Below are 25,163 nucleotides of genomic sequence, written 5' to 3'. Positions count from 1 at the left end.
GGCCCCTCGGGTCGCGGAAGCGACGAAGTATATCGGTGCCTCGCCGTTTCCGTTTGTCTTCGCCGGGATGGCCGGGGTATTCTTCATGAGTTGCGAGGGGGACTCGCACTTTGCTGCCCGGGGTTGAAACTGCGGCGGAGCTGCGGGGTGATCATGAATCTGCCCCAGAAGACGGTGACACCGTGCCCACTCCGCTCCTCGACCGCACCTCACGCGAGACTTCGAGTCCGCCCCGGCGACGCACCCGCACGATGCTCGCAGGAGTGCTGACCGCTGCCGTCGCGCTCACGACGGCGCTGACAGCCGTTCCTGCGTCGGCACTGGCCGACGACGCTCCGCTCCTCGCACAGTCCGCCGATGCCACGGACGCTCCCGTCATCGCCGACGACATGGATCGCACGGTCGACTCGGGGTGGGGGTCCTCGCCCGACGGCCCATGGCGTGTCGTGGAAGCGACGGCGAGCGTGACCGGCGAGCAGGCGCTGCTCGCCAGTCGCAAGCCGGGTATCACCGCCAGGGCCACCATCGACGGTGCGGTCGCCGCTGATGTGGACAGCCGGTTCTCGCTGACCGTTCCCGAGCTGCCCGTGGGAGGGCCGCTCTACCTCTCCCAGGCGGTCCGGGTGTCCGGCGCCGACTCGTACGGGGTGCGCCTGCGCGTCCATCCCGACGGCTCGGCCTACGTATCGGTCGTGCGGCTCACCGACCTCATGCGCGTGCAGCATCTGGCCGAGCGTCGGCTTCCCCTCACCGTGACGGGCGGTGACACGCTGACGGTGGCGTTCAGCGTCGCCGGCACGAGTCCGGTGGCGCTGGCGGCCAAGGCCTGGGAGTCGAACGCCGCGGAGCCGGCGGATTGGCAGGTGACGTACTCCGACGACTCGAACGCGCGGATTCAGTCCGCAGGCGGATACGGCTTCGCGCTCTACACGTCCTCCGGGGCCAGGGCTGCTGTTCCGGTCGGAATCGACGACTTCGCGGTGACCGCGCCCGCGCCGTCCCCGGAGCCCACACCCGCTCCCGAGCCCACGCCGGAGCCCACTCCGACCCCGGATCCTGAGCCCACGCCGACCCCGGCTCCTGAGCCCACCTCGACGCCGTCACCTGAGTCCACGCCGTCACCTGAGCCCACGCCGGCTCCCGAGCCCACGCCGACCCCGTCTCCGGAGCCCACACCTGCTCCCGAGCCCACACCGGCCCCGGAGCCCACGCCGGCCCCTGAACCCGAGCCGGTGCCTCCCGTGACGCCTGAGGGCCTGCGCGGCGAACCAGGGGCCAAAGCCCCAGGGACGCTCGTGTACGAAGCTCCGGCGACGGCCGTCTACGTCTCACCCGCAGGGTTCGACGGAGCCTCCGGCACCAGGAACGCACCCGTCAAGTCGGTCGCTGCCGCGCTCCGCATCGTCCCTAACGGGGGGACGATCGTCCTGCGTGGCGGCTCGTACCACGAAGAGGTCGTGGTGCCCGCGCAGAAGCGGGTCACCATCCAGCCGGCGCCCAACGAGTCCGTGTGGTTCGACGGCGCCGAGCCGGTCACCGGCTGGAAGGCCTCGGGAAGCACCTGGTTCGTCGACGGCTGGAACACAGCCCTCGATGCGAGTCCGACCTACACGAAGGGCGCGCCCGACAACACGGCGGCGGAGTGGAGATTCGTCGATCCGGCGCACCCGATGGCCGCGCACCCGGATCAGGTCTGGGTGGCAGGAGTCCAGCTGCGCGAGGTCGCATCCGTCGCCCAGGTCGCAGAAGGCACTTTCTTCGTCGACGATTCCGCCAAGCGTCTGGTGATCGGAACGAACCCGTCGGGCAAGTCGGTCGAGGCGAGCGTGCTCACGCAGGCGCTCTCCATCCGCTCCGCAGGGACCGAGGTGCGCGGGATCGGAGTGCGCCGATACGCCACCAGCGTCCCGCAGATGGGCACGGTCATCGCCGCTGCACCGCACGTGTCGCTCACCGATGTGACGATCCGCGACAACTCGACCACAGGCTTCTACTCGTGGGCGCCGGCGACCACGCTGACCCGTGTCTCCCTGATCGGCAACGGTCTGCTGGGCGGCGGCGCATCGCAGGCCGACGGACTGACCGTGACGCAGATGCTCTCCGTGGGCAACAACATGGAGCACTTCAACGACGCACCGGTGTCCGGCGCGTTCAAGGTCACCCGCACCAGGGGGGTGACCGTCACGGACAGCGCGTTCACCGGGAACGACGGCCGCGGACCATGGTTCGACGAGTCCGTGCTCGATATCGCGTTCACCGGGAACGATGTGATCGGCAACACCGGGCATGGCGTGATGGTGGAGCTGTCGGAACGTGCGGTCATCGCCGACAACGTCATCGCCCGAAACGGAGAGTTCGGCCTGTGGGTGCTGAACTCCGGCAGCGTCAAGATCTGGAACAACACGCTGGTCGGCAACGGGAACCGGAACATCAGCATCGCGATGGACGCCCGCCGCGCCTCCGACCCGAACACGCCGGGGCACGACCCGCGGACGCGGTACGCACCCGAGGCGTCCTGGATCACGAGGAACATCGTGGCATCGAACAACATCGTGGCCGAGAGCGCGGGCAACTGCCTGGTCTGCGTCCAGGACTTCTCCTTGCAGTACACGGGTTCGCAGATGATGTCGAGCGTCAACGGAAACCTCTATCACCGCACGTCACCGGGCACCCCCCGCTGGTTCTCCGCGTGGTCGAAGGGTTCCGTCTCGAGAGACCCCGCGGTGACGGATACGCTGGCCGCGTTCACCGCGGCCACGGGGCAGGATCGACGGTCGCAGTTCGTCGAGGGAGCCCCGGTGGTCGACGCCGGCTTCGCCCTGCTGCCGCAGTTCGCCGCGACGCAGGGGTCGGTGGCGGTGCCGGTGCCGTCCGACATCGCCTCAGTATCGCGACTCCCCGGCAGCAGCACGACACTGGGAGCCCTGCCCCGGTGACGATGTAAACATGGGTTCTCTTCTCGCTGTCGGCGCGCGTGCGCTGACGATGGTCATCGCGCTGGTCTGCGGCGTCATCACGACCCGGATGATCATCGGCGGCGCCGGCGTCGACAGCTTCGCCCTGTACACGTTGTTGACGACCATCCCCTCGCTGCTGACGTTCACAGACCTCGGCAGCGGCGCGGTCCTCGTCAACGCTGTCGCGACCAGCACGAACGTGCGCACCGACGAGAAGCTGCGGTACCAGCTCACCTCCGTCGGCCGGGTGCTGCTCACCTTCGCCGCCACGGCGATGGCGATCAACACGGTCCTCGTGCTCACGGGTGCCTGGGAGCTGGTGTTCGGTGAAGCCGGAGGGCGACCGGGTGCCTCGTTGGCCGCTTTCTACTGCGTCACGATCTTCTGTCTCGGTATCCCGCTCGGGGTGTGGGCGCGGATCATGCTGGGCCAGCGTCGCAACCACATCGTGATCCTCCTCCAGGGGCTGATCTCGCCGCTCACGATGACGGGCGTCTGGCTGATGCTCACCTTCGGTGGCGAGAATCTCCATTCCTTCGTGGCGATCGCCTCCTTCGGCGCGTCTTTCCTGGTATCCGTGCTCGGCATCCTCATCACGGCTCGCACGACTTCGCCGCTGATCCCCTCGGCCGCCCGGATGGTCCTGCATCCTCGCCGCTACCCGGGCGTGCGGGTGATGGACGTCGGGTGGCCGATGCTCGCCCAGATGGTGACGTATCCGATCGCCGTCGGCTCGCAGCGCTACGTGATCGCTCAGCTGGGCGGACCCACCGACGTCGCCGAGTACGGCGTGGCGGGCCAGGTGTTCTTCGCCCTCAACGGACTCGTGATGGCCGGTGGACTCGCGCTCTGGCCGCACTTCGCGAAGAGCCGCCACGACGGTGACCTCCGGCGTGGGCCGTTCCTGCTGTCGGTCTTGTTCGCTGCGGCGATCGGCGTCGCGACTGTGATGGTGTGGCTCGTCGGCCCGTGGCTGTTCGGGTTCATCACCCAGGGTGAGCTGACGGTGCGCACGAGCACGATCTTCGCCTTCGGTCTGATGATCATGATGACGGCGGCCGTGTACCCCCTGGGGATGTTCATCATGGACAAGCCGGGAATCCGCTTCCAGGTGATCCCCACGCTCAGCATGGCGGCCGTGGGCATCACCCTCTCGTTCGTGCTCACTCCTGTGCTGGGCATCGCCGGACCCCTGATCGGCGTCGCCTTCGCCCTCGTCGTGTGCCAGCTGATCCCGTTCTCGATCTACATCGTCCGGAACAAGAAGCGGCTCACCGTGGGCGAGCTGGAACAGGTGTAGCGAGAGCGCTGACCCGCCGGCGGGTGTGGCAGACCGGGGTGCGGGTCAGCCCAGGAGATGCGTCGAGATGCTCGAGCGGTAGACCTGAGGCGCGTGCCTGCGCAGGGCCTCGGCGCGGCTGTCTGCGACGGTCGAGACGATCTCATCCCACCGGGCGTCGATGTCGGTCAGCGCGGAAGCGATCGCCTCCGCATCGCCGGCCGCGACGAGCCTCGCCGTGCCGTAACCGCCTGCTGCTTCCCGGAGTCCGCTGCTGTCGCTCGCGATCACCGGTCGCAGGGCGAGGACGCCTTCGACGGCGGTGTTCCCGAAGGGTTCGTCGACGCGTGATGGCACGAGCAGCACATCGGCCTGCTCGAGGAACGGCCAGATGTCGGTGTGGAATCCGGCGAAGTCGACGGTGACCCCGGCCTCGGACGCCTGTGCACGAAGGTCGCGTTCGAACCACTCGTAGCCCTCGAAGACCGCGCCGAGGAGGGTGACCTCCACTGCGCGCCCGGCGGAGTGGAGGCGTGAGGCCGCCGCGATCACGAGATCGGGGCCCTTGCGGGGGGAGAGACGCCCGATGTAGAGCACGCGGAGGGGGCCCTCTGTGCGGGGACGGGGAGACAGCGGCTGCGGGGGAGAAGCGACGCCGTTGTACACCACGTGCGAGCGCCGGGCCAGGGCGGGGAGCGCGGTGCGGATGGTGTCCAGACTGAACCGGCTGTTCACGAGGGTCTGATGGGAGGCCAGATGGGGGGAGTAGAGGAGAGCATTGACGATCCTGTTGCCCGAGGCCTCGGCTTCATGCACGTGGCTCACGGTGCGGACTCCGCGCAGCCGGGCGATCAGCGGCCACTCGGGGATGATGATCGTAGACACGTACACGACGTCGGGACGCAGCCGGCCGATCAGCCGCCAGGCAGCGCCCAGACCTCGGAACGTGTCTCGGAACAGCCTCGGCAGTCCGCGCGGGGTGAGCAGCACTTTGCGGAGCACGAGCATCGGCAGGATGACGACCTCTGCGCCGGCCGCGCGCAACTCGTTCACGAGAAGGCCGGAACTCGGCAGAGCGACGACGACACGCGCCCCGGATTCGACGAGGCCGATGGCGCTCTCCAGGAGCATGCGATCGGACCCGAACATCTCGGCGCCGGGGTGGACGAGTAGGACGGTCGGTCGCTTCGACTCGTTGCTCACGAAGTGCTCGATTCGGCGCGAACGGGCGCCCAGTCCGTCGACCGTCGGCGTGCCCGCCTGGCTGAGGGGTGAATGGTCGCACCTTCGGAGATCCGCTGCGCGAGTGCCTCGTACTCGTCCGCGACATCATCCCAGCGGAAGCGGGTGCGGGCGATCTCCTGCACGGCGGTGCCCTTGGCCGCGGTCGCTGCCGGGTCGGATTCGGCGGCCATCACCTGCTCGGCGACCTGGGCGGCATCCGCGAAGAACCACCCGTTGCCGTCGAGTACCTCGCGGTTGAAGGGGACATCGAAGCCGATGACAGCGGTCCCGGCCCCCATGGCGCGCAGGAGCGAGGGGTTGGTGCCGCCCACAGAGTGGCCGTGCAGATACGTGAGCGCATTCGCATAGAGCGCATCGAGCAGCTCCTGGTCATAGACGCCCCCCACGAGACGGATGCGGTCGTCGCCGTCCGCCACACGCTGGATCTCCTGGGTGTACCCCGCGCTGTAGGGCGCCGAGCCGACGACGACGAGCGGCAGCTTCGCGTCGCTGTCGCGGTAACCCCGGACGATCTCGAGTACATGGTTCTCCGGTTCGAACCGTGCGACGACCAGGTGATACCCCTCAGGGGTGAGGTCCATCTCGGCGACGCCACGTTCCGGGAGCTGGTCGAGGATCGGGGCGCCGTAGCGGATCAGCTCGGTCGGAACGTCGAACTGGTGCCGGTAGTAGTCGGCGATTCCGGGCGCATCCGCGATCAGTGCATCGGCCGTGCGCACCCCGAACTGCTCAGCCCAGCGGTAGTACGCCTTGCCGCGCGGACCCCACTTCGAGCGTCGCCATTCGAGTCCATCCATATGCAGGGCGACCGGCGCGCGGCGCAATCGCAGCAGGGGCAGGAACGGGGAGTTCGCCGCGTTGAAGACGAAGGTCGCATCCGGCCGCCGCCGGAACATGAGGTGCAGAGCCGACAGCCCCGTGTGGCTCAGCGTCTCGATCTGCTTCACCGGGATCGCGGGAAGGTGCACGACCCTCATACCGAGGTACTCCTTCTCGCGCCGCTCGGAGCCGCGGGTGTACACGACGACATCGTGTCCGCGGTCGGCGAGACGGCGTCCGACCTCTTCGATGGCGGTCTCGAAGCCGCCGTATGCTGCGGGCACTCCTCTGGTCCCCACCATCGCGATGGTGAGGCGGTTCGAATTGCTCATCCGATCAGTATGCCCCGCTGGGCTGCACCATGACCTTGGCGGTGCGCCACATGATCTGCAGGTCGTTCATCACGGACCAGTTCTCGACGTAGCGCAGGTCGAGCCGGACACTCTCGTCCCAGGAGAGGTCGCTCCGACCGGAGACCTGCCACAGCCCCGTGATCCCCGGCTTGATGTACAGGCGACGGAAGACGGTGCCGTCGTAGGCGGTGACCTCGCTGGGCAGCGGCGGCCGAGGCCCCACCACGCTCATGTCGCCGATGAGGACGTTCCAGAACTGCGGCAGCTCGTCGAGGGAGAGCTTGCGCAGCACTCGGCCGACCCGGGTGACGCGGGGGTCGTCCTTCATCTTGAACAGGAGTCCGGCGCCCTGGTTCTGCTCCTTGAGCAGGGCGAGCTGCTGCTCGGCGTCCGTCTTCATCGACCGGAACTTGACCATCTTGAACCGTCGACCGTCGCGGCCGACCCGCTCCTGGAAGAAGAAGACCGGACCGGGGGAGTCCAGCTTGATCAGCAGCGCGAGCACGGGAGCCAGCAGCGCGATGGGAATCAGCGCGACCGTGGCCACGGCGATGTCGAGGGCGCGCTTGAGCAGGTGCTGGCCACCTTCATAGGTGGGGATCTGCACCTGGATCAGCGGCAGTCCCTCCACCGGCGCGAAGGAGATCCGCGGACCCGCGACGTCGGTGAGGCGACTCGAGAGCACGAGCTCGGCGGCGGTCCCTTCCAGCTGCCAGCTGAGCTGCTTCACGAACTCGGGCTCGCCCTCGGGGCGGCTCGCCACGATGATCGTGTCGGCACCGACCTCGGCCGCGACCGACGACACGGAGTTCACGTTCCCCAGGACCGGGAACCGCGTGTCGTCGATCACGATGTCGCGAGCGTTGCCGTCGAGCAGCGTCGCGCCGACCACCTGGTAGCCGGAGGCGCCGATCGGGTGCAGCGTCCGGACCACATACTCCACGTCGTCCCTATTGCCGACGACGAGGGTGCGGGAGGCGAACCTCCCCTGGGATCGCTGCTTCTGCAGCCAGTGACGCCACAGCCACCTGGTCACCAGGAGAGTCAGCACACCGACGGGCAGCCCCAGCAGCAGCGTCAGTTGCATCGTCTTCCAGGCGAGCAGCACCGCCACGATGGCGATGATCCCGAACGCGAGTCCCGTGGCGTGCACGACGCCGCGGTACTCGGTGGCGCTGGCGCGGAACAACGCGGCGTCCCGCGTGTGCAGCGCGCTCAGCAGGAGGTACCACAGCGCGGCGAGCGGAATGCCGTCGCGGAGGACCTCAGGCCCGGAGACGCCGTTCGCCAGCTGGATCGCTGCTGTCAGACCGAGTGCGAAAAGGATGACGGCCGCATCCGTGATCCGCAGCTGCATCCGATAGCGACGTTCCCACTGACGGCGCCGTTCCAGAGTCGCCGAAGCGCGCGGCGTGACCACCGTGCGCGTCACCGACTTCGTGGCTCGCGGAGCCGCGACCGGCACGAAGCCCGTACGAGCGATGCTCAGGGCATCCTCGACGGAAGTCATGCCGAGGCCCCATGAGCCGTGAATGTACGCAGAAATCCCCAGTGCGACATGTGTTTCCCCAGTTTCCCCAGACCATGAACCCCACGTTCACGGCTTTCGTCTGCGTCCCGACCCCTCGGGTCCTGCTGAAACTCCCCATGATTCCCACATCACGGAGTGCGTTCTCACCGTCCCACACGGTGATCGCTGACAGCAGGCACTGCAGACTCGACTCAGTGTAGCGGAACACCGGCTGCACCGGAAGGTAATTCTGTTGATTGGATGAACGGCGGCTGCGGGAGGCGGCCGCCGGCGGGCTATCCTGTCGCGGTGACCGCGAACATCGACAATCCACGCTTCCAGCTGCGAACCATGCTGCCGCGCGACCCGGCGCAGCCGCATCGCACCGCGAGTCCGCTCGAGCTCTTCTTCGACCTCGTCTTCGTGGTGGCGGTGAGCATCGCCTCCGCTCAGCTGCACCACGCCCTCAGCGAAGGAGAGTTCCTGCACGGCATCACGTCCTATGCGATGCTGTTCTTCGCGATCTGGTGGGCCTGGATGAACTTCACCTGGTTCGCCACATCGTTCGACACGGACGACTGGCTCTACCGCGTCACGACCTTCGTGCAGATGGGCGGCGTCCTCGTCTTCGCCGCCGGCATCCCCCGAGCGTTCAACGAGGGGGACTTCACCGTTCCGGTGCTCGGGTACGTCGTGATGCGCGTGGCGATGGTGGCGCAGTGGCTGCGGGCGTCGCGGTCGGCCGGTCAGCTGCGGTCGGTGACGCGACGGTACGCGTTCGGCATCGCTGCCGTCCAGGTGCTGTGGATCCTGTTCCTCCTCATACCCACCGGCCCCCTGCAGATCGCCGCGTTCGTGCTGTTCGCCCTGATCGAGATCAGCGTCCCGGTGTTCGCCGAGTTCCGCAAGCAGAATCCGTGGCATCCGCATCACATCACCGAGCGCTACGGACTCTTCACGCTCATCGTGCTCGGCGAGAGCCTGCTGGCCTCGGCGAACGCGATCATCGATGCGCTCGACAAGGTCGAGAGTCTCGGGCCGCTGATCGCGATCTCGGTGTTGACGCTCGTCGTGACGGCGTCTCTCTGGTGGATCTATTTCTGGCCGCCGCATCACCGTGCCATCTCGAGCTTCGCGCGGTCGCTGCGCTACGGATACACGCACTACTTCGTCTTCGCGGCGGCGGCCGCCTTCTCGGCGGGCATCGAGGTGGAGCTCGACGTCCTGACCGGGAAGAGCCATCTGTCGAACATCGCCGCATCGTTCACGGTCACCATCCCGATCGCGATCTTCCTGGTGGGCATCTGGTGGATCGCCATCCGTGAGAACGCGGATCGTGTCGTGAACACGGTCGTCCCGGTCGCGGCGGTGCTGGTGCTGCTCGACCCCGTGCTGCCGGTTCCGGTGACGCTCACCGCCCTCATCCTCGTCGGAGTCGTGGTGGTGCTGGTGCTGCGTCCGCCGGTCGATTCCCCGCACATAGAAAAGGCATAGCGGGCGCAGGAGCGCCTGATCGGAAGCTCCGCGACGCTGGTGGTCATCACCAACAGCCCGTCGAGGAGGAGAGCTTCATGAGCATTCCGGAACCCACCCAGACCCCCGATGGTCCGGCGTACGAGGGGAGGCTGCTCGATCGTGTCGACGAGGAGGTCGTCGACCAGGGGGCGGCCTTCGACATCCGCACCCTGCTGAGTCGACGCGGTGTGCTCGGCCTCGCGGGTCTCGGTATCGGAGCCGTGGTCCTCGCGGCCTGCACGCCGTCCGACTCGGGCGGAGCTGCGACGTCGACACCGACGCCGACGCCGAGCACGACGACGACATCGGATGGCGAGTCCGTGAGCGTCGATGAGATCCCCGACGAGACGGCGGGGCCGTATCCGGGGGACGGGTCGAACGGGCCCGATGTGCTCGAGGACGCCGGCATCGTGCGTCAGGACATCCGGTCCTCGATCGACGGCGGAGCGACGGCGGAGGGAGTGCCCCTCACCTTCGAGCTGCGGGTCATCGATCTGGCGAACGGAGGCCTGCCTTTCGCCGGTGTCGCCGTCTACGCGTGGCACTGCACCGCCCAGGGAGAGTACTCGATGTACTCCTCGGGGCTGGAGGACGTCACCTACCTGAGGGGTGTGCAGGTGGCGGACGCCGACGGCAGGGTCTCGTTCACCTCTGTGTTCCCCGGGTGCTACTCGGGCCGCTGGCCGCACATCCACTTCGAGGTGTATCCGGATGTCGGCTCGATCACCGACTCGACGGCGGCCATCGCTACCTCGCAGCTGGCACTTCCGGAAGCGGCATGCGCGGACGTCTACGCCGAGTCGGCCTACGACGGATCCGCGAGGAATCTGTCGCAGATCACGCTGGCGAGCGACAACGTCTTCGGCGACGATTCCGGAGCGCTGCAACTGGCCACGGTCACGGGCGGCGTGCAGGGCGGGTATAAGGCGACGCTCGTGGTCGGCATCGATACCGAGACAGCTCCCGCCGCGGGCGGAAGTCAGGGCGGGCCAGGCGGCGGCCGGCCGTCGAGCTGAGCCGCATCGGGGCTCCTGAGGTCGAGAGGGGAGATCTGCTATGCTTGTCGAGCAACGTGTGTGCATCGCCCCTCTCGGCCGCCACGTCGCCACTGATCAGGGCCATCACGGACCGCGCACATCGATGCGTGCGGAATCCGCCCTCGGTCTCACATCTTGCGGAGCGCCACGCGTGTCCGCCACACAGCAATGAGTATGACCATGAGCAGCACCACACTTCCCCCTTCCGACCCGTTGACCTGGAAACAGGCCGACGTCGATGTGCACGTCGCGACGCGCGGCGGCGAGTTCGCCGGCTTCGTCGAGTTCGACGGCAGCGCGCACCTCGTGCGCGACAATCACGGCACCGAACTCGGAGTCTTCGATTCGCTCGATGCCGCCTTCCGCGCCCTCGAAGACGCGAACCGACCCTCTCGGTCGACCCCCGACTTCCCCTCGATCCTTCCGCGAGCGTGGCGACGCCGGACCCGACGCGCGCGGGCCTGAGCCCCCTCGGACATCCGCAGCCGGGCTCGGCTGAAGGGTCGGCGAGAGGTTCCGATGTATTCCCTGACGCGTATAGAGCTAGGGCTACTGTGAGGTAAGCGTTGGGCAGCTGCCTTGGGCTTTCACAGCTCAAGGGCTCCGATCGTCAGGAGAAGATCATCTCCCTCACACAGATCGAACCGACCGCGGCAACGCTGGGTCCGATTCGTCAGACGTATTCCGGCAACGCAGACTTCCCTCCCATGGCGAAGGCGTACAAGCAGGTTTCGCAGGTGGTCAAGGAGACCGGGCTGCTGCAGCGGACCCAGTGGTTCTACATCTTCGTGGCCACCGGCATCGCTGTCGCGCTCGGCGGTCTCATCACCGGCTTCATCCTGCTCGGCGACAGCTGGTTCCAGCTGCTCATCGCCGCAGGGCTCGGCATCGTCCTGACGCAGATCGCGTTCCTCGGGCATGAGGCCGCGCACCGCCAGATCCTCTCCACCGGGCCGGCGAACTTCAAGCTCGCCCGCATCGTGATCGCCAGCATCGGCATGAGCTACTCGTGGTGGGACTCGAAGCACACCAAGCACCACGGGAACCCGAACCAGGTCGGCAAGGACCCCGATATCGAAGTCGACACGATCTCGTTCCTCGAGGAGGATGCCGCCAAGTCCAAGGGCCTGATCAAGCTGATCACCCGCAAGCAGGGCTGGCTCTTCTTCCCGCTCCTCACCCTCGAGGGGCTGAACCTCCACTTCCTCGGCCTGAAGTACCTCATGACGACGAAGAACGTCAAGGGACGTTGGACCGAGCTGAGCATCATTGCGCTTCGGTTCGCCCTCATCCTGGTGCCCGTGTTCATGATGCTCCCCCTCGGTATGGCTTTCGCCTTCATGGGGGTGCAGTTCGCGGTCTTCGGCGTCTACATGGGGGCCGCGTTCGCGCCTAACCACAAGGGGATGCCGATCATCGAGCCCGGCGCCCGTCTCGACTTCTTCACCAAGCAGGTGCGCACCTCCCGCAACATCAGCGGTGGATGGTGGACGACCTGGCTCATGGGCGGCCTCAACTACCAGGTGGAGCACCACCTCTTCCCGAGCATGCCGCGACCGCACCTCGCGAAGGCGCGGGAGATCGTTCGCGACTACTGCGCGGCGAACGACGTGCCCTACACGGAGACCAGCCTCGGTCGGTCCTACATGATCGTCATCGAGTACCTGAACCGGGTCGGTCTCTCCGCCGGAGCCGATCCCTTCGACTGCCCGGCAGTGGCGCAGTTCGGCCGGGGGTAGCCCCCAGACATCACCGGGCCTGATCAGTCCGGGAACGACAGAGGCGCGAGCAGGAATCCCTGCTCGCGCCTCTGTCGTTCGTGCGTTACTTTGAGGACTTCTTCTTGGTCTCCACCACGTCGATCGTGATCTTCTCGAGCGGACGGTCATCGTCAAGTTCGTCCTCGAGCACCTCGTCGCCGAGGAAGGTCTCCTCCGGCGCCTCGTCGGCGACCGCAGCTTCGGGAGCCGGGGCGGCAGGCGCGTCCGCTCCGGTGATCTCCGTCGGCAGCGACTCGTCGGAGAAGATGCCGTCGGGGCGGATGAGTTCGCGCACCTCCGCCATGAAGCTCGACAGCTGCTGCTGCTGCCACCGCAGCTGGCGGGTGCGGTCCTCCGCGTCGTGCAGCACGGCAGTGGTGTGGCCGGTGACCGAATCGACGATCTTCTGGGCCTTGGCGCGTGCGCGCTCCAGGGTCTCACGTGCGCGGACCTGAGCCTCGGCCTCGATCGCCTGCGCCTGCGAGCGGGTCAGGCGCTCGTAGTCCTCGGCGCGTGCAGAGATGCGCTGGGCGTGCTCGAGCGAGGCCGTGACCTGCTCGTTGGCGTCGTTGGTGATCCGCTCCGCGTGCGCCACCGCCTGGTTGTGCAGCACCAGGAACTCCTGCTGCGCGTCGTCCTGACGGCGGGTGAGGGTCTCCTCGAACTCGAGCACGCGGGCGTTCATGTCGCGCACATCGCGCTCGGCATCGGCGCGCAGCTGGGTCGTCTCACGGGTGACGAGGGAGCGCAGTGCTGCCGCGCCCTTCTCGGCCTCGGTGCGGATCGCCGTGGCCTCCTGAGCGGCCTGGTTCACCTTCTCCGCGGCGTGCGCGGCCTCGCGCTCGATGCGCGCCTCGTGAGCCGTGTACTCGGTGTCCATCTTCAGGCGCACCTGATCGGCGTCGCGCTGCGCCTGGTCGGTGATGCGCTCCGCGTCGGCCTCGGCCTCGGCGCGCTGCGCGGCCACCTCCTCGCGAGCGGAGGTCATCAGGCGATCGGCCTGCACCGCGGCGTTCTGGATGAGGACGTTCGCCTGCTCTTCCGCGACACGGAGGATCGCTTCGAACTGCTGGCGCGACGGGGCCTCCTCGCCGTCGGGCTGCGGGGCGTCGACGAGCTCGGAGGTGAGTGTGGCGACCTGCTGCTCGGCGTCGGAGGCCTTGGCGTTCGCGGCCGTGAGCTCGCTCTCGAGCGCCTCGCGAGCCTTGCGCTCCTCTTCCCGCACCGCTTCGACGGCTTCTTCTTCGCGCGCCTGAGCCTCGGCCACGTCTGCGGCGGCCTGCTTGAGCTGGTTGCGAAGCGCGGAGAGCGCGGCGTCGACCTCGCCCTTGTCGTATCCGCGGAAGCCGATGGTGAACGCGCCCTGCTGGTCGCGGGGCGAGGTCTCGATCAGCTGGTCGAAGAAGTCCGGCGAGCGCTCGCCGTCACGGTCTGCGGTTCCGGGGGATTCGCTCATGGGTATTTGCCTTTCTGGCGTGGCCACACCGGGAGCGGCGGCTCCGTCCCGTCAGTCGGGACCGTGTGGACCGGAGGAGGTCGTCAGGGCGCACGCCACCACCGTGACCCGGCGGAGGCCCGGCGGGCGGGGCGCGCCCTCCAGCCTAGTTGCGTCTGCGGTTTGTTGTGCGTCCGTGTTTCGCCTGCATCGGCTGAAGGCGCGTGACCCAGGTCAGGGGGCCTGCACCCAGCGGGCGTTCCGGTCGTCGATCGTCTCGCCGCGGACGTAGCGGATGGGCTTGCCCTCTGCGACCGTGACCTCGTGGGCCTCCGCCGCGGCGGCGACGCGTGCACGCAGCTCCGTCCAGAACTGAACGGTCTGGGGAAAACCGAAGTAGTCGCGGAAGGTCTCGATCTGCATCCGGGTGCCCTCGGTGACGGGACCGAGTCGGACGAGCGTGTCATCGGGTTCGACGAAGCGGATGCCGTAACCGCCGTCGCTGCGGATCACGTACTCCCGTTCCTTCCCCGCCATCGCGGAGGCGATGATCTCTCTCGCGCGCGGCTCTGGTGCGTGGATCACCAGAGTGGTGCCGAGTTCGCCGAGCGCCGTCTCGAGCTTCTCGTCCGCGAACTTCTTTCCTGCCTTGGCTCCGGTTGCAGAGGCACGGCGACCCATACGACTCCTGAGGATCGGGCCGCCGATGATCAGCGCGAGGATCGGCAGACCGAGCAGGAGATAGGGGGCGGCATCCACGGGCACAGCGTAGCCGGATCCGCGGCGGGTCCTGCGGAGGTACTCGGGGTCAGGCGGGGGAGATCAGATGATCGAGCACGAGTTCGCCCGACGCGTTGAGCGCCTGCATCATGTCGGCGATCAGTCGCGGATCGATCGCCGGAGGCTCGGCGGCGTCGTACCCGAACTGCAGCGGGATCGCCGGATGGATCCACACGGTGGCGCGCTTGTCGACCCCGCCGTTGACCGGGAGCCAGGTCATCATGAAGCTCTCCTGGCGGCGGAGCTTGGTCGAGATGACGATCTTGAGGTGCGCCAGAGTCGCGTCTTCGATGAGGATCGGATCCGAGGTCCCGTCGTAGCGGAGTCTGCCCATGTGATCACGGTACACCGGCGCACTGCCTCTTCTGCGGCTCATGCGCAACCCCCTCTGCGAGCCCGGATGTACTCGTTACCGTCTCAGGATGACGACAACGGAATGACAACGAGCGGAGGACAAGGTGCAGACGATGGCGCGCACGCGGATTGCGCTCAATGAATCAGAGTTCTTCCTGGCGCAGGGGGAGGATGCCGTCGAGCTGAGAGGTCGGATAGAGGAGGCGATCCAGACCGGAGGCGGGTTCGTCGAATTCTCGGTGGTGGGCAATCGCTCGGTCAGCGTGTTGATCTCCTCGGTCACACACGTCGTGATCTCGGTCGAGACGGTGGAATTCGACGCGCGGGACACCGGCGACAGTGCGGTGCCGTACGGCGGGGAGTACGACTTGTTGTGATCGCGGGCGGGGTCACAGGGCGGAGCCCGGGCGGGCGACCGGTATCGGCGTAGGGTGGCGACATGGTCGGTCCCACATTCGAGGAGATCGCAGCCGTGCTGTACTCCGACGCCCCGGAATCGTTCGTGGCGTCGCGCAAGGCCCGGGCGGGGGAGGCTGATCCGGAGCTCGCCTCCCGGATCCTCGCTCTCAGGAAGCCGTCGATCGCGGCCTGGGTGGTGAACGTGTTCGCGCGCGAGCGGGCGGCGCAGCTCGGGGAGGCGCTGGAGCTCGCGCGAGAGCTTCGCGAAGCCCAGGACGACCTGGACGCGCCGGCGCTGGCGAAGCTGGGACGGGAACGCCGTGCCCTCACCCGGCGGCTCGCCCAGGCCGCAGGAGAGCTGGCCGCAGCGCGCGGGGAGCGCGTGACGCCGTCGACGCTCGAGGCGGTCGAGCAGACCATCTCGGCGGCGTTCTTCGATCCGGCGGCGGCCGCAGCCGTCGCCTCCGGCCGACTGCTGCGGGCTCTCGATCCCTCGGCCACGGCGAGCGAGATCCGTGAGGCGGTGGCGGGCGACGTGCCCGACCGCGAGCCGACGCCGCGACCTCCGACGGATGAACTGCAGGCGCGACGGGCGCGCCGGGACGCCGAGCGGGCGATCGCGGCGGCGGAGAAGGAGCACACGGTCGCGGAGCGAGAGCTCGCACGGAGGGATGCGGCGCTGCAGAGGGTGCGAGCGCACATCTCTGAACTCTCGGACAGGACCGCCGAACTCGAGGCCGAGCTCGCCCGCGCCCGCGCCGATGCCGAGCGCGCCGAGGCCGAGGTGTCGCGCGCGGAGGCGGAACGAGCTGCTGCGGCTCAGCGCACGGAAGTGGCGGCGCACGATCTGGAGCAAGCGCGGGAGGCTGCGGAATCGCTGTGACGACGACGGGGCCTTCCACCTCGCGAAGAGCGCTCGACGCGAACCCGTTTCGGTGCGTTCACCGCATCTCGGAGCTGTGGGCGGCGAGGAGCGCATCGTCGACCAGCTTCGCTGCCGCGCTGATGGCGGGCTGACCGTCTTCGATGTCCCACAGGGTGTTCTGCAGCAGGCGGGCACGGGTCCAGACAGCCGCGCGGTGGCGGTCGAGCTCGAGCATCTCGGTGAGGATGTCGAAGCGTCGCCGCACGAGCCGGGTTGCATCGGTGCGGGTGGGGTCGTCGCTCCATCCGCTGTCGAGCGCGGGCCAGAGGTCGAATCCGGGATCGCCGACGAGCGGTTCCGGGTCGATCGCCAGCCAGGGTTCGCGATCAGCCGCGAGCACGTTGCCGTAGTGCAGGTCCCAGTGCAGGAGGCGGTCGCCGGTGTCATCGGCCACCGCCGACACCGTGTCGACCCATCGGTCCAGCCGCGACCGGTCGTCGTCGTCGAGCACGCGCGCTGCCGCAGGAGCATCGTCGATCATCTCGGCGGTGACCGTCGCGAGCTGGGGGAGCCCGTCCGGGGCGGCCACAGCGTGCAGGCGTGCGAGGAGGCCACCGACCACGCGAACGGCAGCATCGTCGTCTTCGACGGTCTCCAGAGGGCGGTCCCCATGGAGGCGTTCGAGCAGCATCCCTCCGCGGTCGGCATCACTGTCCAGCAGGCGGACGATGCCGGCTCCCTGCCAACGGGTGAGGCCGATGATCGCAGCCGTGGTCTCGGCGCGGGGGACCTGCAGCTTCAACGCCGCGGGTGTTCCATCGGCACGGCGCACCGGAATGAAGACCCCGGCCTCTCCCGATCGGACCGTGCCTTCAGGGCGGAGCTCCCACCGCTGCAGCAGGTCCAGCGCGATGCCCGGTACGTGGGACACCCATTCCCAGGTCGCGTCGTCCCCGGGCCGGAAGCCTCGGAGGGCTTCGACCGGGATGACGGACGACTGCTCTGAACGCATACGCAACAGTTGATCACAGGGCGTCGGTGGAAAGGTCTCGCCGCGGGCAAAGCAAAACCCCCGCCATGTAGAAGCTAGGCGAGGGTTTCTGGAGTGATTGTAACGATCACTCGTGTGGCTCCGACCGGCATCGATCCGGTGACCTTTCGATTTTCAGTCGAACGCTCTACCAACTGAGCTACAGAGCCGCGCGACCGGCGAACCTGTCGCGTCCTAGACGAAGAGCCCTCTCCGAAGAAAGAGCTCATCGCACGGAGCGACCCTGACGGGACTTGAACCCGCGACCTCCGCCGTGACAGGGCGGCACGCTAACCAACTGCGCTACAGGGCCATACTTGTTTAATTATATCGGAAGGTGTGACCCCAACGGGATTCGAACCCGTGCTACCGCCGTGAAAGGGCGGCGTCCTAGGCCGCTAAACGATGGGGCCGAGTCAGTCCCGGGGGACTTCCTTGCCGACGCTCAAGCATAAGGGATGTTTCAGGCAAATCGCGAATCGAGGGCGCGGCGCCGCAACCCGGGCGTGTTTCCGGGGCACGATCGACGGGTCGGTGGAAGGCGGAGGAGCGGCCGTGCCCCTGGTGCGGATGTGAAAGTTGTTGTTACTGTGGCAACTGTGAAACCGGCGGAAGGGGCCGTGTGAACGACAAGATCACGCTGGATGCTGCGGTCGCAGCAGCGTCCGAGGACTGCGGCTGCGCGCCCACTCCCACAGAACGCCGCGCCTTCGGTGCGACAGGCATCAGTCGTCGAGGAGCCCTCGGCATCGGCGCGCTCGGCGTCGTGGCGCTCAGCGCCTTCGGCATCACCAACGGTGTGAGCGCCGCGTATGCCGCCACGTACCCGAGCTGGGATGACGTGCAGCGAGCGAAGAACAACGAGGCGGCCAAGGCTGCCGAGGTCTCGCGTATCGAAGGGCTGATCCAGTCCCTCACGCAGAAGGTCGCCGAGACGCAGGCCGCGGCGAAGGTCGCATCCCAGGAGTTCTACGACGCGCAGCAGGCGTACTTCGCCGCAGCGACCGAAGCCGACACCCTGCAGGCGAAGGCCGACGAGCAGGCTGCGGTCGCCGACAGCTCCGCCCGCAAGGCGGGACAGGTGGCTGCGCAGCTCTACCGCAACGGCGGCGACGACACGTCGATGGAGCTGTTCTTCGCCGGGTCGGCGAACAACGCCGATGAGCTGCTCGCGCGCCTCGGCACGATGGACAAGCTGCTCGAGTACAACCAGTCGGTCTACGACAAGGCTGTCGCCGCTCGCAACTCCGCGCAGTCGCTCAGCGACCAGGCCGTCGTCGCCCGCAACGAGCGCGACCGGCTGCAGAAGGTCGCCGAAGAGAAGATGGTCGTCGCGCAGCAGGCGGCGGAAGCCGCTCAGGCCGCCCTGGACGAGCAGTCCGCGAACCTCGCCACCATGCAGGCTCAGCTCGCGGCCCTCAAGGACGTGACGACTCAGACGGTGGCCGGCTACCAGGCCGGTGTCGAAGCCGAGGCGAAGGCCCGTCGCGAACGCGAAGCCGCCGAGCGTGCTGCCGCAGCTGCGGCCGCCGCTGCCGGCGGTGGCGGTGGTGGCGGCGGAGGCGGTGGCGGAAGCCAGGGCTCCGGCGGCTGGTGCCGTCCGCACGGCGGCGGGAAGAGCTCGGGCTACGGCCCTCGCTCCGTGCAGTGCGGCTCCCAGGGCTGCTCCTCGTCCTTCCACTACGGAACCGACTTCGCCAACGGCTGTGGCTCTCCGATCTACGCCGCGAACTCCGGGACCGTCGACTATGCGGGCCCCAACTCCGGTTACGGCAACTACATCCGCATCCAGCACGGCGGCGGCATCGGCACGGGCTACGCCCACATCCGCGACGGCGGCATCCTCGTCCGTTCGGGTCAGCGCGTGAACTCCGGCCAGGTCATCGCGTACGCGGGCAACACCGGCCGCTCGTTCGGCTGCCACCTCCACTTCGAGGTCTACGTCGGCGGTCGCCCCGTGAATCCCGTCGCGTTCCTCGGCGATCGCGGAGTGTCGGCCTGAGCCGCTCCCTCCTGACATGAAGAAGACCCCCGGCCGCTGAGCGGAACCGGGGGTCTTCTGCGTGCGTGAGGGTCAGTGGCCCTGCTCGCCGAAACGGACGATCGCCTCGTCGAGGATGCGCTGCGCCTCGGCGGCGTTCCCCCACTCATCGACCTTGACCCACTTGTTGGGCTCGAGGTCCTTGTAGTGCTCGAAGAAGTGCGCGATCTCCTTCTTCGTGTACTCGGCGATGTCGTCGATGTCCTGGATGTGGGCCCAGCGCGGGTCCTTGGAGAGCACGGCGACGAGCTTGTCGTCTCCGCCGGCCTCGTCGCTCATCTTGAGCACGGCGACGGGGCGGACCTCCACGACGACGCCCGGGTAGATGGCGTGGTCGAGCAGCACGAGCACGTCGAGCGGGTCGCCGTCCTCGCCGAGCGTGTTGTCGAAGTAGCCGTAGTCGGCCGGGTAGCCGAAGGTCGTGTAGAGCACGCGGTCGAGGTGCACTCGCCCGGTCTCGTGGTCGACCTCGTACTTCACGCGGCTGCCGCGCGGGATCTCGATGACGGCGTCGTGTGCGCCCATGCGTGTGCTCCTCAGGAAAAGTTCGGTTGGATACCGCCGACTAGCCTACCTGCGGCGCTCGCACCCCCATGGGCAGTGAATGCTCAGGATCCGGCGTCGGTCTCCGGCCGAGGCTCTTCGGTTCCGCGCCTGCGCAGCAGCCGATTCAACAGCCGGCTCGTCGGGTCGCTGAGCAGCAGCAGGAAGAGCCCGGCGTACCCGTTCGGCGCAGCGAGGACGGCGATGGCCAGGGCTGCGGCGAACAGGATGATCGCCGCGAGGTCTCCGATCGCCCCCAGCCGGATCGTCTCGGTCGACGCCGTGGTGAGTTCGCGGTGGCGTGCGAGATAGAGCCAGCCGGCGAGAGTCGTCACCTGCGTCATGATCAGCGTGCCGATGTAGACCACCGCCTGGAGGGCATCGGTGTCCATCTGCCCGATCATCGCCGTGGGAACGGGCAGCCAGACGATCGTCGCCATCCACGCGACGTTGATCCACAGGAGGGGGACGGTGATCCACTCCACGTCGCGGTACTGGCGATGGTGGCCCATCCAGAACGTCGCGATGAGGAGGAAGCTCAACCCGAAGCTGAGCAGCTGACCCGCGTGCTCGTTCAGGAACTCGGCGGTGGTCAGCTGACCGGAAGCCGCTTCGGAGACGGACTCCATCAGCGGGAGGATGAGCAGTGTCATGGCGATCGCGACGACGGCATCGACGAAGGCCTTGAACCTCTCGGTGCGGAACGGTCGTGTGCTCGTCTCATCGGTCACGGCGTCAGGATAGCCCCGCCCGCGGCCGTCGCCGGCGACCGGGACAGGGCGCGCCGTTCCCTGCGGTGCCCTAGCGTGGAGGCGTGCCGTCACTCGCTCCCGCCATCGCCGAGATCCGCCTCGCCGTGCGCACCGCGCTCGCCGACCTTCCCGAGGGAGCGGCCGTCATCGTCGCCCTGTCCGGGGGTGCGGATTCGCTCGCGCTCGCCGCGGCCGTCGCGTTCGAAGCGCCCAAGCTCGGACTTCGTGTCGCGTCCCTGACCGTCGATCACGGCCTGCAGCACGACTCGGCAGACGTCGCATCCGCGGCGGCTCGTGCAGCCGCCGACCTCGGCCTCGACCCGTTGATCGTGCGCGTGGACGTCGCAGGGGAGGGCGGTCCTGAGGCCGCCGCCCGAGAGGCGCGATACCGGGTGCTGCGAGACGCGGCTGCCGACGTCGGAGCTGCCGCCGTGCTTCTCGGGCACACGCTCGACGACCAGGCGGAGACCGTTCTGCTCGGCCTGGCTCGTGGCTCCGGGGCGGCCAGCCTGCAGGGGATGGCTCCGGTCCGTGAGGATGAGGACGATGTGCGATGGGTGCGTCCGCTCCTGGGCGTGCGCCGCGAGACGACGCGCGCCTTCTGCGTCGCCTCCGACCTCACGCCGTGGGACGATCCGCACAACCGCGACGACCGCTACGCCAGGGTCCGAGTGCGCGAGCGCGTGCTCCCGGTTCTCGAAGACGAGCTCGGTCCCGGCATCGCCGAGGCCCTCGCCCGCACGGCGGAGCAGCTCCGGGAGGACGCCGAGGCGTTCGACGAGATGATCCACGAGACGATCGAGGACATCGTCGAGCACGCGGAAGCCGGGATCTCCGTCAGCGTGGCGGCGCTTGCCGCGAATCCCGCCGCACTGCGCAACCGGATCATCCGGCTCGTCGTCGACAGCGAGTTCGGGGTGAGCCTGACCAGGTCGCAGACGATCGAGGTCGCGCGGCTGGTCACCGACTGGAATGGGCAGGGGCCGATCGACCTGCCGGAGTGCTCGGCCATGCGCCACGGGGGGCGCATCGTCTTCGCCGCATCCGGTCGCTGAGCGGGGACCACCGTTGCGCGACCGGATGCGTGCATGTGGTCTTACTTCTTGCCGCCGAACAGGCCGCCGAGAATCCCGCCGAGGTCGATGCCGCCGCCGGAACCGCTGCTGTTGCCGCCGCCGAGGAGTCCGCCGATGACATCGCCGATGCCGCCGGACGAGCCGCCGCTGTTGCCGCCGCCCAGCAATCCGCCGATCACATCGCCGATACCGCCGGAGCCCTCCGCGCCCGCGTCGGCCTTCGTCGACTTGTCCTTGGTCGCGTTCGCGATCAGGCCCATCACGATCGGGGCGAGGATCGGAAGGAGCTTGCCGAAGTCGATGCCGGGGGTCGCCTTCGACTCCGTGAGCTCCTTCGTCACCTCTTTCTCCTTCGAACCGAGGATGTGGGAGACGATCTTGCCGCCGTCGGCCTGATCGATGTCGTCGACCTTCGACGCGCCGGAAGCGCCCTCATGCTTCTTCAGCGCGTTCCGGATCGCCGCGGAGCCCTCATCCGTCTCGGCGTTCTTGGCGAGGCCGCCGAGCAGCACCGCACCGCCCTGCTCGACCGCGACCTTGGCTTCGTCCCGCGAGACGCCCAGCTTCTCGGCGATGTCGTCGATCGGCACCTGGTTGAGGATGTCGTCAAGAGCCATGGTGAATCCTTCCTCGGGGCGTCCGCCCGCATCACCGCTCACAGTAGTGCGGATGCCCGACGAGGGGCAGATGCCGTCCCGATGAACAGACCTGGGACCGAGCATCCGATCGCGTCGCCTAAAATCGATCCATGCGCGCCGCGGAGATCCAGGACGACCTTGCACAGATCCTCGTCACCGAGGAGGAGATCCACGCCAAGCTCGACGAGCTCGCAGCGCAGGTCGCCGAGGACTACGCGGGCAAGGACCTTCTCCTCGTCGGCGTGCTGAAGGGCGCGGTCATGGTGATGGCCGACTTCGCGCGGGCGCTGCCGTTCCACGCTCCGATGGACTGGATGGCCGTGTCGAGCTACGGTGCCAGCACGAAGTCGAGCGGCGTGGTGCAGATCCGGAAAGACCTCGACACGGACCTCAACGGCAAGCACGTGCTCATCGTCGAGGACATCATCGATTCCGGCCTCACGCTGAGCTGGCTGCTGGAGAACTTCGGATCGCGCGGCGCGGAGTCGATCGAGGTGCTGGCGCTCCTGCGCAAGCCCGAGGCGGCGAAGGTCGAGATCGACTGCAAGTACGTCGGCTTCGACATCCCGGTGGAGTTCGTCGTCGGTTACGGCCTCGACTACGCAGAGCGCTACCGCAACCTGCGCGACGTCGCCGTGCTCGCCCCGCACGTCTATTCCTGAGGTCGCAGACCCGGCCGCGGTGACGCGGCGACTCCGACCTCGCCGTCGAACGCTACGCCGTGGGTGAACGCACAGCGACCCCCTAGGGCGCGCGCGATACGCTGATCCGATCATGGATGTGAAGAAGCTCACCCGGAATCCGCTGATCTACGTCGCGCTGATCGGCGTGCTCCTGTTCGGCGGTTTCCTGCTGATCTCGAATCTGGGTGCGCCCAAGCAGATCACGACGCAGGAGGGGCTGAAGCTCCTCTCCGGCACCACGGTCACCGAGGTCGTGAACACCGATGGCGATCAGCGCGTCGACATGACGCTCTCCAAGCCGTTCCAGGGCTCCGAGAACGTCCAGTTCTACTACGTCGATGCGCGCGCCGACGAGGTCGTCAAGGCCGTCAACGATGCAGCGCCGAAGGACGGCTTCAACGACGCCGTCCCGCGTGCGACCTGGTTCGACGGCTTCCTCTCCCTTCTTCTTCCCCTCGTGCTGCTCGGTCTGCTGTTCTGGTGGCTCCTGTCCTCCATGCAGGGCGGCGGCGGCAAGGTCATGCAGTTCGGCAAGTCCAAGGCCAAGCTCGTCAGCAAGGAGACCCCGACCGTCACCTTCGCCGATGTGGCCGGTGCCGACGAGGCCATCGAGGAGCTCCACGAGATCAAGGAGTTCCTGCAGGACCCCGCGAAGTTCCAGGCGATCGGCGCCCGCATCCCGAAGGGCGTGCTGCTGTACGGCCCTCCCGGAACCGGAAAGACCCTCCTCGCCCGCGCCGTCGCCGGTGAGGCCGGCGCCCCGTTCTACTCGATCTCCGGTTCCGACTTCGTCGAGATGTTCGTCGGCGTCGGTGCCTCTCGTGTGCGCGATCTCTTCAGCCAGGCCAAGGAGAACGCTCCGGCCATCATCTTCATCGACGAGATCGACGCCGTCGGTCGTCACCGCGGCGCCGGCATGGGCGGCGGAAACGACGAGCGCGAGCAGACGCTGAACCAGATGCTCGTCGAGATGGACGGCTTCGACCCGAACGCGAACGTCATCGTGATCGCGGCCACCAACCGTCCGGACATCCTCGACCCCGCACTGCTGCGCCCCGGCCGCTTCGACCGTCAGATCGGCGTCGACGCCCCCGACCTCAAGGGTCGCCAGAAGATCCTCGAGGTGCACAGCAAGGGCAAGCCGCTGTCGAAGAACGTCGATCTCGAGGTCGTCGCCCGCAAGACCCCCGGCTTCACCGGTGCCGACCTGGCGAACGTGCTGAACGAGGCCGCGTTGCTCACAGCCCGTTCGAACGCGCAGCTCATCGACAACCGCGCCCTCGACGAGGCCATCGACCGTGTGATCGCCGGCCCGCAGCGCCGCACCCGCGTGATGAAGGACAAGGAGAAGCTCATCACGGCGTACCACGAAGGCGGACACGCGCTCGCGGCGGCGGCGATGAACTACACCGACCCGGTGACCAAGATCACGATCCTGCCTCGTGGCAAGGCGCTCGGCTACACGATGGTGCTGCCGCTCGACGACAAGTACTCGGTCACCCGCAACGAACTGCAGGACCAGCTCACCTACGCCATGGGCGGCCGCGTCGCGGAGGAGATCGTCTTCCACGACCCCACCACCGGTGCCTCGAACGACATCGAGAAGGCGACCTCGATCGCTCGCAAGATGGTCATCGAGTACGGCATGACGACGCAGGTCGGTCCGGTCAAGCTCGGCACCGAGGGCGGCGACATGTTCGTCGCACGCGACATGGGCCGTGGCCGCGAATACTCCGAGAAGGTCGCCGAGCGCGTCGACGCCGAGGTGCGCGCGCTCATCGAGCAGGCGCACAACGAGGCCTACGAGGTCATCAGCGAGAACCGCGACATCCTCGACAAGCTCGCCCTGGCCCTGCTCGAGGAGGAGACCCTCGACCACAACCAGATCGCGGAGATCTTCACCGAGATCAAGAAGCTGCCGGAGCGCCCGCTGTGGCTCTCGAGCGAAGGGCGTCCGGTCTCGGAACGTCCTCCGATCGAGGTGCCGAAGAAGGACGTCTCGCTGGCGGCATCCGTCGAGGCTCCGGCCGGCGTGCCGCGCACGCAGCAGGGCTCGGCGGGAGCAGGGAACCCGCGGCCTGCGACGGCGTGA

At 67.9% G+C, this 25,163-nt stretch carries 22 protein-coding genes and 3 tRNA genes; 12 read left to right on the top strand and 13 right to left on the bottom strand.

The features are described from left to right. The first annotated feature begins 182 nt into the window (after positions 1 to 182). Together MOX01_RS16180 and MOX01_RS16175 are read left to right on the top strand one after the other, a co-directional pair. Complete coding sequence (locus tag MOX01_RS16180; RefSeq protein ID WP_141370530.1) at positions 183 to 2,936, top strand: right-handed parallel beta-helix repeat-containing protein; 2,754 nt, start codon at positions 183 to 185, stop codon at positions 2,934 to 2,936. Positions 2,937 to 2,946: 10 nt separating this feature from the next. Further along, complete coding sequence (locus MOX01_RS16175; RefSeq protein WP_046746651.1) at positions 2,947 to 4,257, top strand: lipopolysaccharide biosynthesis protein; 1,311 nt, start codon at positions 2,947 to 2,949, stop codon at positions 4,255 to 4,257. A gap of 45 nt (positions 4,258 to 4,302) precedes the next feature. On the opposite strand, the gene MOX01_RS16170 is transcribed toward MOX01_RS16175, so the two are convergent. From MOX01_RS16170 to MOX01_RS16160, 3 genes are read right to left on the bottom strand one after another with little or no spacing between them, the layout of a single operon-like run. After that, positions 4,303 to 5,439 (bottom strand): glycosyltransferase, encoded by a 1,137-nt coding sequence (locus MOX01_RS16170; RefSeq protein WP_141370528.1) that lies wholly within the window; start codon positions 5,437 to 5,439, stop codon positions 4,303 to 4,305. Continuing rightward, positions 5,436 to 6,632 (bottom strand): glycosyltransferase, encoded by a 1,197-nt coding sequence (locus MOX01_RS16165; RefSeq protein ID WP_061018774.1) that lies wholly within the window; start codon positions 6,630 to 6,632, stop codon positions 5,436 to 5,438. The genes MOX01_RS16170 and MOX01_RS16165 overlap by 4 nt, the downstream gene beginning before the upstream one ends. 4 nt (positions 6,633 to 6,636) lie before the next feature. Beyond that, complete coding sequence (locus tag MOX01_RS16160) at positions 6,637 to 8,163, bottom strand: sugar transferase (protein ID WP_061018776.1); 1,527 nt, start codon at positions 8,161 to 8,163, stop codon at positions 6,637 to 6,639. A gap of 351 nt (positions 8,164 to 8,514) precedes the next feature. Between MOX01_RS16160 and MOX01_RS16155 the strand changes: the two genes are divergently transcribed. The 4 genes from MOX01_RS16155 to MOX01_RS16140 all read left to right on the top strand — a co-directional run bounded on the left by MOX01_RS16155 (position 8,515) and on the right by MOX01_RS16140 (position 12,454). Further along, positions 8,515 to 9,657 (top strand): low temperature requirement protein A, encoded by a 1,143-nt coding sequence (locus MOX01_RS16155; protein ID WP_061018789.1) that lies wholly within the window; start codon positions 8,515 to 8,517, stop codon positions 9,655 to 9,657. A 77-nt stretch (positions 9,658 to 9,734) separates the two neighbouring features. Then, on the top strand, positions 9,735 to 10,694 hold the full coding sequence (locus MOX01_RS16150) for an intradiol ring-cleavage dioxygenase (RefSeq protein WP_141370526.1): 960 nt from the start codon (positions 9,735 to 9,737) through the stop codon (positions 10,692 to 10,694). Between the two features lie 201 nt (positions 10,695 to 10,895). Then, complete coding sequence (locus MOX01_RS16145) at positions 10,896 to 11,180, top strand: hypothetical protein (RefSeq protein ID WP_127011755.1); 285 nt, start codon at positions 10,896 to 10,898, stop codon at positions 11,178 to 11,180. 155 nt (positions 11,181 to 11,335) lie between these two features. Continuing rightward, positions 11,336 to 12,454: a fatty acid desaturase family protein gene (locus MOX01_RS16140; protein WP_307723518.1), complete on the top strand. Its 1,119-nt coding sequence runs from the start codon at positions 11,336 to 11,338 to the stop codon at positions 12,452 to 12,454. Between the two features lie 85 nt (positions 12,455 to 12,539). Here the strand turns inward: MOX01_RS16140 and MOX01_RS16135 are convergent, their stop codons facing one another. The 3 genes from MOX01_RS16135 to MOX01_RS16125 all read right to left on the bottom strand — a co-directional run bounded on the left by MOX01_RS16135 (position 12,540) and on the right by MOX01_RS16125 (position 15,024). Next, positions 12,540 to 13,931, bottom strand: a complete 1,392-nt coding sequence (locus MOX01_RS16135) for a coiled-coil domain-containing protein (RefSeq protein ID WP_046746759.1) — start codon at positions 13,929 to 13,931, stop codon at positions 12,540 to 12,542. A 213-nt stretch (positions 13,932 to 14,144) separates the two neighbouring features. Beyond that, entirely contained in the window at positions 14,145 to 14,669 is a 525-nt protein-coding gene (locus tag MOX01_RS16130; RefSeq protein ID WP_230977961.1) for a hypothetical protein, read from the bottom strand. 49 nt (positions 14,670 to 14,718) lie between these two features. After that, positions 14,719 to 15,024: a DUF7882 family protein gene (locus tag MOX01_RS16125; protein ID WP_046746757.1), complete on the bottom strand. Its 306-nt coding sequence runs from the start codon at positions 15,022 to 15,024 to the stop codon at positions 14,719 to 14,721. A 133-nt stretch (positions 15,025 to 15,157) separates the two neighbouring features. On the opposite strand from MOX01_RS16125, the gene MOX01_RS16120 reads away from it, so the two are divergent. Continuing rightward, a complete protein-coding gene (locus tag MOX01_RS16120) occupies positions 15,158 to 15,421 on the top strand; it encodes a hypothetical protein (RefSeq protein WP_218867944.1) in 264 nt (87 codons plus the stop codon). Positions 15,422 to 15,483: 62 nt separating this feature from the next. Beyond that, entirely contained in the window at positions 15,484 to 16,326 is an 843-nt protein-coding gene (locus MOX01_RS16115) for a transposase (RefSeq protein ID WP_141370524.1), read from the top strand. Positions 16,327 to 16,384: 58 nt separating this feature from the next. Here MOX01_RS16115 and MOX01_RS16110 read toward each other — a convergent pair whose 3' ends face one another. The 4 genes from MOX01_RS16110 to MOX01_RS16095 form a co-directional block, all read right to left on the bottom strand. Next, the gene (locus MOX01_RS16110; RefSeq protein ID WP_141370522.1) at positions 16,385 to 17,320 is read right to left on the bottom strand and encodes an aminoglycoside phosphotransferase family protein; all 936 of its coding nucleotides are present in this window, start codon (positions 17,318 to 17,320) and stop codon (positions 16,385 to 16,387) included. Between the two features lie 115 nt (positions 17,321 to 17,435). Then, positions 17,436 to 17,508, bottom strand: a tRNA-Phe gene (locus MOX01_RS16105). Between the two features lie 69 nt (positions 17,509 to 17,577). Further along, positions 17,578 to 17,651, bottom strand: a tRNA-Asp gene (locus tag MOX01_RS16100). Between the two features lie 27 nt (positions 17,652 to 17,678). Beyond that, positions 17,679 to 17,751: transfer RNA gene (locus MOX01_RS16095), tRNA-Glu, on the bottom strand. 209 nt (positions 17,752 to 17,960) lie between these two features. On the opposite strand from MOX01_RS16095, the gene MOX01_RS16090 reads away from it, so the two are divergent. Beyond that, positions 17,961 to 19,340, top strand: coding sequence for a M23 family metallopeptidase (locus MOX01_RS16090; protein WP_141370520.1), 1,380 nt, complete (start codon positions 17,961 to 17,963; stop codon positions 19,338 to 19,340). Between the two features lie 72 nt (positions 19,341 to 19,412). Here MOX01_RS16090 and MOX01_RS16085 read toward each other — a convergent pair whose 3' ends face one another. Both MOX01_RS16085 and MOX01_RS16080 read right to left on the bottom strand, forming a co-directional pair. Then, positions 19,413 to 19,904, bottom strand: coding sequence for an inorganic diphosphatase (locus MOX01_RS16085; protein WP_017204665.1), 492 nt, complete (start codon positions 19,902 to 19,904; stop codon positions 19,413 to 19,415). A gap of 83 nt (positions 19,905 to 19,987) precedes the next feature. Beyond that, positions 19,988 to 20,653 carry a TMEM175 family protein gene (locus MOX01_RS16080; protein WP_141370518.1) on the bottom strand — a complete coding sequence of 222 codons (666 nt, stop codon included), beginning with the start codon at positions 20,651 to 20,653 and terminating at the stop codon, positions 19,988 to 19,990. Positions 20,654 to 20,736: 83 nt separating this feature from the next. Between MOX01_RS16080 and tilS the strand changes: the two genes are divergently transcribed. Continuing rightward, positions 20,737 to 21,729: a tRNA lysidine(34) synthetase TilS gene (tilS, locus tag MOX01_RS16075; protein WP_141370516.1), complete on the top strand. Its 993-nt coding sequence runs from the start codon at positions 20,737 to 20,739 to the stop codon at positions 21,727 to 21,729. 41 nt (positions 21,730 to 21,770) lie between these two features. Here tilS and MOX01_RS16070 read toward each other — a convergent pair whose 3' ends face one another. Continuing rightward, positions 21,771 to 22,367, bottom strand: a complete 597-nt coding sequence (locus MOX01_RS16070) for a DUF937 domain-containing protein (protein WP_141370514.1) — start codon at positions 22,365 to 22,367, stop codon at positions 21,771 to 21,773. Between the two features lie 131 nt (positions 22,368 to 22,498). On the opposite strand from MOX01_RS16070, the gene hpt reads away from it, so the two are divergent. After that, on the top strand, positions 22,499 to 23,050 hold the full coding sequence (hpt, locus tag MOX01_RS16065; RefSeq protein ID WP_046746747.1) for a hypoxanthine phosphoribosyltransferase: 552 nt from the start codon (positions 22,499 to 22,501) through the stop codon (positions 23,048 to 23,050). 112 nt (positions 23,051 to 23,162) lie between these two features. Continuing rightward, entirely contained in the window at positions 23,163 to 25,163 is a 2,001-nt protein-coding gene (gene ftsH / locus MOX01_RS16060; RefSeq protein ID WP_141370512.1) for an ATP-dependent zinc metalloprotease FtsH, read from the top strand.

This window comes from Microbacterium oxydans (assembly GCF_006540085.1).
GTDB classification, from domain to species: domain Bacteria; phylum Actinomycetota; class Actinomycetes; order Actinomycetales; family Microbacteriaceae; genus Microbacterium; species Microbacterium oxydans.
Note: the sequence above shows the minus strand (reverse complement) of the source record. Positions and strands in the feature narration are given on the sequence as shown.

Coding starts and splice junctions, on each gene's coding strand:
- MOX01_RS16175 (WP_046746651.1), top strand. CDS start 2,947: ATGGGTTCTCTTCTCGCTGTCGGCGCGCGTGCGCTGACGATGGTCATC.
- MOX01_RS16165 (WP_061018774.1), bottom strand. CDS start 6,632: ATGAGCAATTCGAACCGCCTCACCATCGCGATGGTGGGGACCAGAGGA.
- MOX01_RS16160 (WP_061018776.1), bottom strand. CDS start 8,163: ATGACTTCCGTCGAGGATGCCCTGAGCATCGCTCGTACGGGCTTCGTG.
- MOX01_RS16155 (WP_061018789.1), top strand. CDS start 8,515: ATGCTGCCGCGCGACCCGGCGCAGCCGCATCGCACCGCGAGTCCGCTC.
- MOX01_RS16150 (WP_141370526.1), top strand. CDS start 9,735: ATGAGCATTCCGGAACCCACCCAGACCCCCGATGGTCCGGCGTACGAG.
- MOX01_RS16145 (WP_127011755.1), top strand. CDS start 10,896: ATGAGCAGCACCACACTTCCCCCTTCCGACCCGTTGACCTGGAAACAG.
- MOX01_RS16135 (WP_046746759.1), bottom strand. CDS start 13,931: ATGAGCGAATCCCCCGGAACCGCAGACCGTGACGGCGAGCGCTCGCCG.
- MOX01_RS16125 (WP_046746757.1), bottom strand. CDS start 15,024: ATGGGCAGACTCCGCTACGACGGGACCTCGGATCCGATCCTCATCGAA.
- MOX01_RS16120 (WP_218867944.1), top strand. CDS start 15,158: ATGGCGCGCACGCGGATTGCGCTCAATGAATCAGAGTTCTTCCTGGCG.
- MOX01_RS16115 (WP_141370524.1), top strand. CDS start 15,484: ATGGTCGGTCCCACATTCGAGGAGATCGCAGCCGTGCTGTACTCCGAC.
- MOX01_RS16110 (WP_141370522.1), bottom strand. CDS start 17,320: ATGCGTTCAGAGCAGTCGTCCGTCATCCCGGTCGAAGCCCTCCGAGGC.
- MOX01_RS16085 (WP_017204665.1), bottom strand. CDS start 19,904: ATGGGCGCACACGACGCCGTCATCGAGATCCCGCGCGGCAGCCGCGTG.
- MOX01_RS16070 (WP_141370514.1), bottom strand. CDS start 22,367: ATGGCTCTTGACGACATCCTCAACCAGGTGCCGATCGACGACATCGCC.
- hpt (WP_046746747.1), top strand. CDS start 22,499: ATGCGCGCCGCGGAGATCCAGGACGACCTTGCACAGATCCTCGTCACC.
- ftsH (WP_141370512.1), top strand. CDS start 23,163: ATGGATGTGAAGAAGCTCACCCGGAATCCGCTGATCTACGTCGCGCTG.